The sequence below is a fragment of the Gottfriedia acidiceleris genome (genome assembly GCF_002128425.1).
Taxonomy (GTDB): Bacteria; Bacillota; Bacilli; order Bacillales; family Bacillaceae_G; genus Gottfriedia; species Gottfriedia acidiceleris.
Genome location: NZ_NESS01000009.1, coordinates 50,179 through 64,016, shown reverse-complemented (window position 1 = coordinate 64,016; position 13,838 = coordinate 50,179). Strand labels below are relative to the sequence as shown.

11 protein-coding genes are annotated in these 13,838 nt (G+C 33.4%); 3 read left to right on the top strand and 8 right to left on the bottom strand.

The genetic code is table 11. The annotated features are described in order from the left end of the window. Nucleotides 1-79: 79 nt before the first annotated feature. Complete coding sequence (locus B6K90_RS16470) at nucleotides 80-1,459, bottom strand: aldehyde dehydrogenase (RefSeq protein WP_235821826.1); 1,380 nt, start codon at nucleotides 1,457-1,459, stop codon at nucleotides 80-82. A 338-nt stretch (nucleotides 1,460-1,797) separates the two neighbouring features. Between B6K90_RS16470 and B6K90_RS16465 the strand changes: the two genes are divergently transcribed. Next, complete coding sequence (locus tag B6K90_RS16465) at nucleotides 1,798-2,418, top strand: DUF47 domain-containing protein (protein ID WP_088013858.1); 621 nt, start codon at nucleotides 1,798-1,800, stop codon at nucleotides 2,416-2,418. A gap of 11 nt (nucleotides 2,419-2,429) precedes the next feature. After that, nucleotides 2,430-3,440 (top strand): inorganic phosphate transporter, encoded by a 1,011-nt coding sequence (locus B6K90_RS16460; RefSeq protein ID WP_088013857.1) that lies wholly within the window; start codon nucleotides 2,430-2,432, stop codon nucleotides 3,438-3,440. A 48-nt stretch (nucleotides 3,441-3,488) separates the two neighbouring features. Here the strand turns inward: B6K90_RS16460 and B6K90_RS16455 are convergent, their stop codons facing one another. Next, nucleotides 3,489-4,694, bottom strand: a complete 1,206-nt coding sequence (locus B6K90_RS16455; RefSeq protein WP_088013856.1) for a D-alanyl-D-alanine carboxypeptidase family protein — start codon at nucleotides 4,692-4,694, stop codon at nucleotides 3,489-3,491. A gap of 216 nt (nucleotides 4,695-4,910) precedes the next feature. Then, complete coding sequence (locus B6K90_RS16450) at nucleotides 4,911-5,579, bottom strand: DNA alkylation repair protein (RefSeq protein ID WP_235821824.1); 669 nt, start codon at nucleotides 5,577-5,579, stop codon at nucleotides 4,911-4,913. A 199-nt stretch (nucleotides 5,580-5,778) separates the two neighbouring features. Between B6K90_RS16450 and B6K90_RS16445 the strand changes: the two genes are divergently transcribed. Further along, the gene (locus B6K90_RS16445) at nucleotides 5,779-6,990 is read left to right on the top strand and encodes an MFS transporter (protein ID WP_088013855.1); all 1,212 of its coding nucleotides are present in this window, start codon (nucleotides 5,779-5,781) and stop codon (nucleotides 6,988-6,990) included. Nucleotides 6,991-7,296: 306 nt separating this feature from the next. Here the strand turns inward: B6K90_RS16445 and katG are convergent, their stop codons facing one another. The 5 genes from katG to qoxA form a co-directional block, all read right to left on the bottom strand. Then, complete coding sequence (gene katG, locus B6K90_RS16440) at nucleotides 7,297-9,480, bottom strand: catalase/peroxidase HPI (protein WP_088013854.1); 2,184 nt, start codon at nucleotides 9,478-9,480, stop codon at nucleotides 7,297-7,299. A gap of 479 nt (nucleotides 9,481-9,959) precedes the next feature. Continuing rightward, complete coding sequence (gene qoxD / locus B6K90_RS16435; RefSeq protein WP_088013853.1) at nucleotides 9,960-10,241, bottom strand: cytochrome aa3 quinol oxidase subunit IV; 282 nt, start codon at nucleotides 10,239-10,241, stop codon at nucleotides 9,960-9,962. Beyond that, on the bottom strand, nucleotides 10,238-10,837 hold the full coding sequence (locus B6K90_RS16430) for a cytochrome c oxidase subunit 3 (protein WP_407920536.1): 600 nt from the start codon (nucleotides 10,835-10,837) through the stop codon (nucleotides 10,238-10,240). Before B6K90_RS16430 ends, qoxD begins: the two co-directional genes overlap by 4 nt. Further along, the gene (qoxB, locus tag B6K90_RS16425) at nucleotides 10,806-12,770 is read right to left on the bottom strand and encodes a cytochrome aa3 quinol oxidase subunit I (RefSeq protein ID WP_088013851.1); all 1,965 of its coding nucleotides are present in this window, start codon (nucleotides 12,768-12,770) and stop codon (nucleotides 10,806-10,808) included. Before qoxB ends, B6K90_RS16430 begins: the two co-directional genes overlap by 32 nt. After that, the gene (qoxA, locus tag B6K90_RS16420) at nucleotides 12,770-13,669 is read right to left on the bottom strand and encodes a cytochrome aa3 quinol oxidase subunit II (RefSeq protein WP_088013850.1); all 900 of its coding nucleotides are present in this window, start codon (nucleotides 13,667-13,669) and stop codon (nucleotides 12,770-12,772) included. The genes qoxB and qoxA overlap by 1 nt, the downstream gene beginning before the upstream one ends. Nucleotides 13,670-13,838 lie beyond the last annotated feature (169 nt).

The window sequence follows — 13,838 nt, the reverse complement described above, 5'->3', positions numbered from 1 at the left end:
TGTAAAAATGAATAATTTATTTTCAACATATAAAAAGCCCCTTTTGTCAAGGAGCTAATAAACTGGTTACAATTAACCTTTATTTTAACAATTTACGAATAAACCGTAAAGCGTTTTTTGTTGTATGATATCTAATTTTCAAGTCAATTTTAGTAGTTTGTAAAAGTACACTTTTATCATGTGTAAAAGCAGCAAAACTGTACTCCCCATGATAATTTCCTGAACCACTTTCCCCTACCCCTCCAAAAGGTAAATTAGGATTCGCCATATGATAGAGGGTATCGTTTACACATCCACCACCAAATGGAACTCTCTCAATTACTTTATTAGCAACCTTTTTACTTTCTGTAAAGACATATAGTGCTAATGGCTTAGGGTGTTGATTAATTTCATGAATTACTTCATCTAAATTTTCATATGTAAGAATCGGTAAAACAGGACCGAATATTTCTTCAGACATAATTGGGGAATCCCAAGATAAATCAGCAATTAGGGTCGGTTCAATTTTATGAGTTAATTGATCATATTCCCCTCCATGTAGGATTTGACCATTTTTCATAAAGTCAACCAATCGATTAAAATGGCGAACGCTGATGATCTTTGTATAATCATTATTTAACAAAGGCTTATCACTATAAAACTGAATAATTTCATTCTTTAATGCCTCAATAAAATCCTTTTTTACTAATTTGTGTACATAAATATAATCTGGAGCAATACAAGTTTGTCCAGCATTCGTAAATTTTCCCCAAACAATTCTTTTTGCAGCTAGTTTGATATTCGAATCGTTATGTACAATTGTTGGACTCTTCCCACCTAATTCAAGTATTAATGGCGTTAAATTTTTACTTGCCGCTTCCATCACAATTTTTCCAACTTGAACACTGCCAGTAAAAAAGATGAAATCAAACTTTTGTTGTAATAATATCGTGCTTTCTTCAATTCCACCTTCAACTACTGCGATATATTCTTTATCAAAATTTTCATTAATTATTTTATTAATAATAGTTGATGTATTAGGCGTTAATTCTGATGGTTTAATGATTGCTGTATTTCCCCCAATTATTGCACCAATTAACGGAGCCATCGTTAATTGAAAAGGATAATTCCAAGGTGAGATAATTAATGTTACTCCATACGGTTCTCTATAAATATATCCTTTTGTACCAATATGTGTAATCGGTGTTTTAACTTTTTTAGGTTTCATCCATTTTTTAATATTTTTAATTGCTTCTGATATTTCTTTTAAAGTAAATCCTATTTCAGTCATATAAGCTTCAAAATCAGACTTATTTAAATCCTTTTTTAAGGCTATTTTTATTTCTTCCTCTTTCTCTACTATTGATTTATATAATTTTTTTAATTGTTCAATTCGAAAATTTGAAGTTTTAGTTGAACCAGTCTGAAAAAATGCTTTTTGCCTTGTTACTAATTGTGTAATTTCAGATGCCTTATATATGCTTTCCAACATCATCACATCCTTTTATAGTCGAATAGTTTAAACGTATAATCTAATGCTAAATTAATAACTCACATAAAGTCAATAATTCTGTGAATACTATTATTTATATTTAACTAGTGTAGGAAACGAAATATTAACTTTGTTAAGGGATTGTAAAGATATTGTAAATTTGTAAATTAATTAAACGTTTTTAATTGATTAATTTCAAAAACCAATTATTATTATTAACGTGGCCTTTACTTTTTTCGACATTTTTACATAGTTTCTGACATTTAAAATTAACTGACAAAAGTGAAGGTGATAATAAATTATATGTTTTAGTTGGAGGAATCATAATGTTTTTTGGACAAAAAAAGGATGTATTCTTTGAAAAGCTTTTAAGTATAGCTGAAAACTTGCACGTTTCATCAAAGTATTACGTTGATTTTAAAATAAAAAATGCAAGCGACTTAAAGAAGTTTCAAGAAGAAATGAAAGAATATGAAACAAAAGGTGATAAGTTTATTCACTCTTTAATCGTTGAATTAAACAAAACTTTTATTACTCCAATTGAGCGAGAAGATATTTTACAACTTGCAATGAAAATGGATGATGTTTTAGATGGGTTTGAACATTGTTCAGCACGATTTGAAATGTATTCAATCACATCTGCTGATGACTATATGGTTAAATTCGTTGATATTCTTCAAAAAGCTGTTGAAGAAATTTTACTTGCTGTTAAATTACTTTCAAATAAAAAATTATTAGAGATCCGAGTTCATGCAATAAAAATTAAAGATTACGAATCTCAATGTGATGAATTATTACGTACTTCTATTAAGCAATTATTCATGAATGAAAAAGATCCTATCAAAATTATTCAATATAAAGAAATCTACGAAGGTTTAGAATCTGTAGCTGATAGTGCACAGGATGTAGCAAACACTCTTGAGCAAATTATCATGCGAAATGCGTAAGGAGTTATAAAATGGAGCATTTATTTTTACTTACGATATTAATCGTGATTTTTGCATTTTTGTTTGATTTTATTAATGGATTTCATGATACTGCTAATGCAATTGCAACGTCCGTTTCAACAAAAGCACTGAAACCACGTACAGCAATTTTAATAGCAGCTCTAATGAATTTCATTGGTGCGATTACATTTACAGGAGTTGCAAAAACGATTACAACTGGTATTGTTGATCCGGTTACAATAGAAGGTTCAAGTGGATTAGTTGTTGTTATAGCTGCTTTACTAGGCGGTATATTTTGGAACTTATTAACTTGGTATTTTGGAATTCCAAGTAGTTCATCTCATGCAATCATTGGTGCCATAGCTGGTGCGGCTGTCTCTGCAAAAGGATTTGGCGTATTAGAGGCTGACGGTTTTATTAAAATTATCGAAGCTTTATTAATTTCTCCAGTCATTGCAATTACACTTGGTTTTATCGTTATGACAATTTTAGCAACTATTTTCAGACGTTCAAACCTTTCTAAAACTAATAAAGGATTTAGATTTGTTCAAATTTTAACTGCTTCTTTACAGTCATTTACTCACGGTACAAATGATGCACAAAAAGCAATGGGAATTATCATGATCGCTTTAATTGCAGCTAAAATTGAACCATCAGGTGCAGATGTTCCACTATGGGTACGTATCGGTTGTGCTATGGCAATGGCTATTGGTACATCAGTTGGTGGATGGAAAATTATTAAAACTGTTGGTGGAAAGATTATGAAAATTCGCCCGATTAATGGTGCAGCAGCTGACTTATCATCAGCAGCTATTATTTTCACATTTACTGCATTACATTTACCAGTAAGTACTACTCACGTAATTTCATCTTCTATCATGGGTGTTGGTTCTGCTCAACGTGTTAAAGATGTAAACTGGGGTACTGCTCAACGTATGGTAATTACTTGGATTATTACAATCCCAATTTCAGCAACAGTGGCTGCAATTTTCTATCAAATTCTAAAACTAATCTTACTTTAATAATATACAAAAAGGCGAAACGTAAAAAATACGATTCGCCTTTTTATATTACATATATTCTCTTTTCCTTTTTGGTTTTGTAATAAAAAATATGACAACCAATAGTAAAATTACCGATCCTGCAATGATAAATGTATTCATAGAAAGGATTGTAGGTCGGTCATACGATTTAGCAGCTAATAACTCAGTACTTAAAAGCTTATCGTTATTGGCCCATACTTCAACTGTACCAAGCTTTTGATTTTTAGAAATTCCATTTTCCTTGTATGTGTTATCAATCACAGATAATGGTTTTAATTTAATATCGTAGTTTGTATTCGTGCCTAGCGCAGTCAAAAAAGATAAATCGTTCGGTATTTTTGTTTGAATTAAATCATCTCTTATTTTTAATTCTCTTTGCCAATCATTTTGTTTTATAAGCGTTTTTTTATGGATTCTTGAAAATGCATAGGAATCTAATAATTTAATGTCCTGTAGATATTGCGGCTTTGATGAGCGCAATAAAATATTAATAATCATTTGGCCGTCTTTTTTATCTATTTCAATTAGAGTATTCCTAGCAGAATCAGTATATCCAGTTTTCCCAGCAAAAAAGTAAGGATTTTTAAACATTTTTCCACGATTAAAAATGTATACATTCTTTTGCTTAGATGTATTAATATGAGCATCTTTTGTACCCATTGCTTTAATGATTAATGGGTATTTTAAAGCTTCCTTTGTTATTAAAGCTAAATCATGTGCAGTTGTGTAATGATTTACATTATGGAGACCATTTGGATTCATGAAATTTGTGTGATTTGCGCCAATCTTTTTAGCTTTTTCATTCATCATTTTTACAAAGTTGTCCATATTTCCGCCGACTCGTTCACCAATAGCATATGCTAAATCATTGGCACTTAATATCATCATTGTTTTTAATGCTGTATTTCGATCTAAAACTTCGCCTTCAGAAAAAAGAATTTGGGAATTACTTTTTTCTTCTTGGATACTTCTTTTTGTCATTTGAATTTTATCATTCTCTTTTAAATGATCCATCATAACCATGGCGGTCATAATTTTTGTAGTGCTAGCTGGGAAATCAACTTTATTTGCGTTCTTACTATAAATTACTTCCCCACTATCTGCCAATATTGAAATTGCCTTATCACTAAATAACTTTATTTCTTCTGCGTGAACAGTTTTTTGAATAAAGAAGCTACTAATTAAGCTAAAACAAAGACATAGTTTTATAATATTATTAAAAGTAGATTTCATGAACACTAAATCTCCTTTGAATTTTTTTCATTTAGTAATTTTCGAACAGGTAACATAACTCAATTTTTAATAACACTTCCGCATAAAAGAGGAATGGTTTGAAAAAACAATAATGCACCTATTATAACCTTTTCATCCTAATGTCTCAACTGACTTAATTTAGTAGAAGATTTCACTAAAAATATTTGTTATTTCCCGGAAAATCGACAAGTCTCATTACTTTAATTTATTAATATATTTTAATCCCTCCCTTTTGCTTAATGGTGATAAATCATTTTGTTTTATAAATAATTCAACCTCTTTAGGATTGATATAGGAGTATTCTCTCAATGCCCAACCTATTGCTTTTTGGATGAAAAATTCTTTGCTTTCTATGAGTAGAAGGCAGTAATGAAATAAACGCTCCTGATCAGTTTTATCCTTAAACTTCATTTGAAATAATAACGCTACTCTATTCAGCCACATATTATCTGAAGAAATCCACTTATTAGCGTACTCATCAATCAATTCTGGATAAATTAAAAAATGATAACTAATTAATCGTCCAGCAATTGTATCAACTGTATCCCACCAAGACTTTTCTACCACTAGTTGTTCATATAATTTAATCCGTTCGAGTTCTGCTTTTTTATACTGACGGTCTAAGCATGTTAATGAAATGTATTGAAACTCTCTTTCCTCTAAGCTCCAAATATTGATTATTGATTTTAAATTTGGTGGTTCACCATTACTCATTCTAAACTGTCTCAACAGTGCATTTCGTTCCGGTGCTTTAATTCCTAAAAATGCAAATTTATTTTTCATATAAGCTTCCATTGCAGGTCTATTTTTATTATTTTTATGTTCTTTAAAAAATTTCATTAACTCTGCAGTATAGTTGTCCATTATACACTCCTTATCGATTACTCTAATTAGCATCTTTATTAAAAAATTCACTTGGCCAGTTTCTTAATTAAAAACAATTTAATTTATTTCTTCTATTATAATTCAGCATAAAGTTTAATGAATAGTGTATGAGTCAAAATTGTGTAAATTTTTCGAAGATTAGTTTATGATAGATACGTCAATAAGAAAGGAGGATATTATGCAACCAGCAGTTAATACAAAGGTTATTAATCAGTCAACAATGTATCAAATTTTATTTGCAATCAGTTTAGGCCATTTATTAAATGATTCTATGCAAGCAGTTGTACCAGCCATATTTCCAATTTTAGAAAAGACAATGAATTTAACTTATACAGAAATTGGATTCATAGCCTTTGCACTAAATATGACTTCCTCTGTAATGCAACCCGTTTTTGGTATTTTTTCCGATCGTAAGCCTTCACCATTTCTCCTACCTATTGGAATGGCATCCAGTCTACTCGGAATGCTTTGCTTAGCATTTGCACCTAATTTATTTATTGTATTATTATCAGTTCTACTAATCGGTATAGGTTCTGCTATTTTCCACCCAGAGGGCTCAAAGGTAGCCTTTTTAGCGTCTGGTTCAAAAAGAGGACTCTCACAAGCCATCTACCAGGTAGGCGGAAATACAGGGAACTCACTAGCTCCAATCTTTACAGCACTAATTTTCGTACCATTAGGACAAAAGGGTGCTGCATGGTTTACGATTCTAGCTGCCATTGGAATTTGTGTATTAATTTACGTATCTAAATGGTATCGAAATAAACTAAAGGAAAACCCGTTTAAATTAAAAAGTAAAGGTCAGTCGTCAGGTGAAAATATCAAAATTACATCAGCTGTAAAATTTGCTATTATACTGCTAGTATTTATTACATTTGCACGTTCATGGTACTCTGCAGGCATAGGTAATTATTATCAGTTTTACTTAATTAAAAGCTATGGTTTATCGATTAAGAGCACACAATTATATTTATTTATCTTTATGATTGCAGGCGTAATAGGTACTTTCATAGGTGGAACACTAGCTGATCGCTTCGGAAAACGGAATATGATTTTATTTTCATTAGTAGGTACATTTCCATTAGCCTTATTATTACCTCATATCTCTTTGTTAGCAGTTATTCCAATATTATTTTTAATCGGGATCATCAGTTCAAGTTCTTTTAGTGTAATTGTTGTTTACGCTCAAGAACTCGTTCCTGGAAAAGTTGGTTTAGTAAGTGGGTTAATAGTTGGTTTAGCATTTGGAATGGGTGCTTTAGGAGCTGTCTTATTAGGTGTAATTGCCGATGCAACTAGCCTTAATTTCGTTATGAACTTATGTAGCTTCTTACCACTATTAGGTTTAGTAGCTTTTATGCTGCCAAATGATCGAAAAAAATCAATTTAAATAAGTATGTATGTTTCAAAGCTCTTTTATATTTACAATCTAAAAAGGCTGTCTATATGACAGCCTTTTGCATGCTTTAAAAACATATTTATATAAACAAAAACCACCAATCTATCAACGAGATGAGAAGATATATCTATATAAAAATATACTACTTTTTCATAGAAATTCATTTAATGTTTGTATATATAAATGAAAAATCCTCCCTGAATGTTCAGGAAGGATTTTTATAAATTGTTAACTTATATTATTAATAGTGTTTCACTGATTGCTTAGTCATTGATTTCTTTTTACATGTATGTTTATTCATACAAGGTCAAAACGATCTGCATTCATGACCTTAACCCACGCAGCTATAAAGTCACGTACAAACTTCTCTTTGTTATCGTCTTGAGCATACACTTCTACTATCGCACGTAGAACTGAATTTGAACCGAACACTAGGTCAACACTAGTTGCTGTACGTACTATTTCACCTGACTTGCGATCACGTCCTTCAAATACGTCTCCGTCTACAGGTGTCCACGCAATTCCCATGTCTAGCAAGTTTACAAAGAAGTCATTAGTAAGTGTGCCAACCCGATCAGTAAACACGCCATGTTGTGTACCACTATAGTTAGTACCTAGTACGCGCATGCCGCCAATAAGTGCAGTCATTTCTGGTGCGGTAAGACCTAACAGTTGTGCCTTATCTACGAGTAGCTCCGCTGAACTTACATTATACTGTTTCTTTTGATAGTTACGGAAACCATCAGCGATAGGCTCTAGCACTGCAAAGCTTTCTAAATCGGTTTGCTCTTGTGTTGCATCACCACGTCCTGGAGTAAAAGGAACTTTTACATCGTAACCTGCATCTTGTGCAGCTTTTTCTACCGCGGCACTACCACCAAGTACAATCAAGTCGGCCAAGCTGACTTTCTTATGTAAATGGTTTTGGATATCCTCTAGTACATTTAGTACTTTTGCAAGTTGATCAGGCTGATTTACTTCCCAATCCTTTTGTGGAGCTAGACGGATTCGGGCACCATTAGCACCACCACGCATATCTGAGCCACGGAAAGTACTTGCTGAAGCCCAAGCAGTGTTTACCAACTCGCTGATTGTAAGTCCTGTGTCCAGGATCATTAATTTAATTTTTTCAACCTCTGCATCAGTTATTTCATATTCACAAGCAGGTATAGGATCTTGCCAAATAAGAACTTCTTCTGGGACTTCTGGACCTAAATATCTTGAACGAGGCCCCATATCTCTGTGAGTTAGTTTAAACCATGCACGAGCAAATGCATCAGCAAAATCTTCTGGATTTTCATGGAAACGACGAGATATCTTTTCGTATTCTGGATCAAAACGCAATGACATATCAGCTGTAGTCATCATCGTAGGAACACGAACACTTGGATCTTCTGCATCTGGAGCAAGATCCTTTTCCTCAGGATTTACAGCAAGCCACTGAAACGCACCCGCTGGACTCTTTGTAAGCCACCATTGATATTTAAACAATAGATCAAAGTAACCATTATCCCACTTTGTTGGATTTGCAGTCCATGCACCTTCAATACCACTAGTGATCGTGTCACGACCTCTACCAGAGCCATGAGTGCTTAACCAACCTAAGCCTTGGAATTCAATTGGAGCTGCTTCTGGTTCTGGACCAACATGAGCAGCATCTCCTGCGCCGTGAGCTTTACCAAAAGTATGCCCGCCAGCGATTAATGCAACTGTTTCTTCATCATTCATTCCCATACGTGCAAAGGTTTCGCGTATGTCGCGACCACTTGCAATAGGATCTGGATTACCGTTTGGACCTTCTGGATTAACATAGATAAGACCCATCTGAACTGCAGCCAGTGGATTTTCTAGCTCGCGATCACCTGTGTAACGCTTATCTCCTAGCCATTCCGTTTCAGTACCCCAGTATACGTCTTCTTCTGGATGCCAAACGTCTTCGCGTCCTCCTCCAAAACCAAATGTTTTTCCGCCCATTGATTCAATAGCTACATTACCAGTTAGTATAAATAAATCAGCCCAAGAAATCTTGTTACCATACTTTTGCTTAATCGGCCAAAGCAGTCGACGAGCTTTATCAAGGTTTCCATTGTCAGGCCAACTATTAAGTGGAGCAAACCGCTGAGTACCAGTTCCTCCTCCTCCACGGCCATCACCTGTACGATATGTACCTGCTGAGTGCCAAGCCATACGTATAAAGAATGGACCATAATGTCCATAATCAGCAGGCCACCAATCTTGACTGTTTGTCATTAGATTGTGAAGATCCTGCTTAAGCGCTTGATAGTCTAGCTTTTTAAATGCTTCTGCATAATTAAATTCTTCATCCATAGGGTTAGATTTTCTGTCATTCTGATGTAGAATGTTCAAGTTTAACTGGTTTGGCCACCAGTCTTTATTTACTGTGCCGCTTGACTTAGGAGTAGTTGTGCTACCGTGATTAAACGGGCACTTTGCAATGTTAGAAGTGTCATTCGTTTCCATATTTGTTTTCCTCCTTTAAAGTAAATAAATATCAAATAATTATGTATCTTGTACTACGTTTCAAACAAGATATGATAATTATTATGCAATCATTATATTAAACTATTACCTATATTAATAGAAATAAGTATCACAATTAATAAATTATTCATAACATTGTGAACAATCGATGTCTTTAATAAAAGCGATTAATAAAAAGTTGGATTTTCGCTGTGTAATAGACGCATTACTTTTTTAGGATTTTGTACCTCATTCAATCAATCTTCAATAAATGGATTAAGATGAGAATTTAAGTTTTTAGGATTCTTCTATTACGTATTTCTATATATAATGCTAGACGACCTGCTTTTAAATTGATCTATCGCTTTATAAAGATTTTTCTTATTTAAACTACCTTCATTAAGTTGTGTAGGAAAATCTAAAATCCACTTAAAAATAGCAAAAAAAAAGCTCTTCAAATTTCGAAGAGCTTTTTAATATTACATACCCCAAACTAATGTCCAAAGAGTACCGAATACAATTGCTACTGCAATAAATACTGCGTAACCTAAATTGATATATAATACTCCTTTATTTTCATTTTCATTCATATGCATGAAAACGATTAACTGCAGACCACCTTGTAATAATGCAGTTACAATTAAAATAATAAATGAGACATTAAATGGTAAATCTAAATAGTAAACACTTAAAGCTATGATTGTTAGAACAAGTGATTGGATGAAGCCAACCACTTGATGCTTAGGGAATAATGCGCTCATCCAATCAGTCCTTTCACGTAAACAAAACTAAAGATAAAGATCCATACTACGTCTAAGAAGTGCCAGTATAATGAATAAATAAATGTTTTGTTTGCTGTAGTTTCTGTAATACCCTCACGAGATACTTGGATTAAGATTGCAATACCCCATAACATACCGAATGATACGTGGGCACCGTGAGTACCTAATAATACGAATAATGCTGATAATGCACCACTACTTTGGATTGTCGCTCCTTCATGAACATAAGTAAAGAATTCTGTAATCTCTACTCCTAGGAAGACTGCTCCTAAAGCTAGTGTTAAAACAAGGAAGCTTATGAAAGCTTTTTTGTGATTTAATTTTATTGCGTTTACGACTAAACCAATCGTAAAACTACTTGTTAATAAGGCAAATGTTTCAATCATTACACCTTTCATCTCAAATAACTCTTTTTGAGTAGGTGCTGTACCAGTGTTATTTGCTAAAGTGAAATAAACTGCGAATAATGTACCGAATAAAGCAATCTCAGCTCCTAAAAAGATCCAGAAGCCTAGAATCTTATTAGAACTTTCTTCACCTAGACTATATAGAGGCTTGCTGTTCATAATGATCACCTCGTAATTTTTTCTCTGTTTCAATAATTTCTTCTTTATGAATATGGAAGCCATGATCGCGTTGGAAAGAACGTGCAATTAAGCAAAGCGCGATAGGAACTGCAAATACAATCATTGGAACCCACCATTCAAATATTAAGAAGAAACCAAATGCCATAAATGCTGCACCTAAAATGAACGGTATACCACTATTACTTGGCATATGAATATCTGTAATCTCGCCTTCAAGTAATGATTTACCTTCTTTTTTAGCTTTCCAGAATGGATCTAATGAATCAACCTTTGGAATTACTGCGAAATTATAAGGAGCAATTGGACTGCTTGTAGCCCACTCTAATGTTCTTGCATTCCATGGATCACCAGTTGTTTCTCTTGGTGCGTAGCGTACACTGTAATAAATATTGTAAACAAGTAACATAAATCCGATCGCTAAACCTACAGCTCCAATTGTAGCAATCATATTTAATGGTCCGAAACCTGACTCTGCACTATAAGTATACGTACGACGAGTCATACCTTTTAATCCTAATAAGAATAACGGGAAGAATGTTACGTTAAAGCTCACGATAATTGTCCAGAACGTAATCTTACCAATTTTTTCATCTAATTTGAAACCAAATACTTTTGGGAACCAGTAGTAGAATCCTGCGATTACCGCAAAAACAGTACCTGGAATTAATACATAATGGAAGTGAGCTACTAAGAACATTGTATTATGATATTGATAGTCAGCACTTGCCATAGCTAGCATTACACCTGTAACCCCACCGATTGTAAAGATCGGAATAAATGCTAGTGAGTACAACATTGGAACGGTAAATTCGATTTTACCTTTTCTTAATGTAAACAACCAGTTAAAGATTTTAACACCGGTTGGTATACTAATTGCCATTGTTGTAATACTAAAGAAACCATTTACAACAGAGCCTTGACCCATTGTATAGAAATGGTGAACCCAAACAAGGAAACTTAAAGCAGAAATGGCGATCATACTGACAACCATGCTCTTATATCCGTATAAATTCTTTCTTGAGAAAGTAGAGATAATTTCACTATATATACCGAATGCTGGAAGAATAACGATGTAAACTTCAGGATGTCCCCAAATCCAGAATAAGTTCGCCCAAAGCATATCATTACCATGTGCCATCGTAAAGAATTGAGTACCAAATTCACGATCGAACATCATTAAAGCTAATGCTACAGTAAGAACTGGGAATGCGAATACGATAATAACGTTTGTAATTAAGATACTCCAAGTAAACATTGGCAATTTCATTAATTTTAAACCTGGCGCACGCATTTTTAAAATTGTAACGATAAAGTTAATACCAGTCATTAAAGTACCTAGACCAGCAATTTGTAGTGATATTGCGTAATAGTTATTCCCAACACCTGGGCTGAATTCCTTACTTGCTAGTGGGAAATAAGCCGTCCAACCAGCATCAGGTGATCCACCGATAACAAAGCTTAAATTTAGAAGCATTGCACCTGCAAAGAATAACCAGAAACTAACTGCATTTAAATAAGGGAATGCTACGTCACGAGCTCCGATTTGCAAAGGAATAACGATGTTCATTAATCCAATAATGAAAGGCATCGCCATGAACAGAATCATAATTAAGCCGTGAGTTGTAAAAATTTCATTATAATGTTGTGCATCTAATATTTTTAAATCTGGTCCTGCTAACTGTGCTCTCATTAATAACGCATCTACTCCACCACGGAATAGCATTAATAATGCACAAAGAATATACATTACACCGATACGTTTATGGTCAACAGTTGTTAACCATTCTTTCCATAAATAACCCCATTTTTTAAATTTGGTTAAACCAATTACAATAGCAAGAGATACAACAACGATACTCACCATTGCGCCATAGATCATTGGTTCACCTGTTACAAAAAAGTGATCCCATTTATAACCCATTATTTCATCCCCTCCATATTCTCCATGTCATGGTGATCAGATGAATCCTTCATAGAACCATGTTGATGTCCTGCATTTTTTCCTTCTGGAGCTGGTCTAAATTCTAAATGAGTCGAAGTATATGTCTTTCTACCTAAATGCTCAATTTTTAGTAATTTATTAAACTCTTTTTCTGTTAAAGCAGGAGCTGTTTCTTTAACGTCCTTAACCCAGCCGTTAAAATCCTTATCATTCATTGCCAATACTTCAAATTCCATTCCTGCAAAACCTTTACCATTGAAGTTACTGTTCTTACCAATGAATGAACCTTCATTTGAAGCAACAAAATTTAATTTAGTGATCATGTCACTCATCGCGTATTTTTGTCCACCTAATTGTGGAATCCAAAAACTTGTAATAGGACCGAATGAGTATAGTCGGAATTCTACATTTCTATTTGTTGGGATATTAACATAGTTAACAGTTTCAATTCCTTGTTCAGGATAAGAGAAATGCCATTTCCAGTTTGAAGAACTTGCATAAATAACAAGTGGTTTATCATTTTCATGACCTTTTGGTACACTTTCAACTGCATTTGTTGTCTTAACAGTTACTACTGATAAAACTGCAACGATAATTATTGGGATGACAGTCCAAATAATTTCTAGTGTTTTACTTCCCTCTTCATGAGGAGGTTCGTAATCTTTTGGAAGTTTACTAGCACGATATTTATATAGAATAACAATATAAAGAATGTAAACTACTAGTAAAACTCCTAACATCATCAACATCGAGAAGATAATCGTATCTGCTTGCGTTTTAGCAACAGGACCCTTAGGATCAAGTACTGTAATCTTGTCACAAGCACCCATTACTAATGCAACCAGCATGATCATCATGCCCATTAGAAATTTTTTCATTTCGCTCTTCCTTCCTATAACGTAAGTAAAAGTTCAAAATAGTTTTTTTGAATTATTTCTTAGATAAGTATTTTTATAAATTGTCACTAAAATGACAAACAATGTCCACAGTTATAGTAAGATACTTTAATTAAAAAAACAAACAATTAATTACCATTTTGGAAGGAAA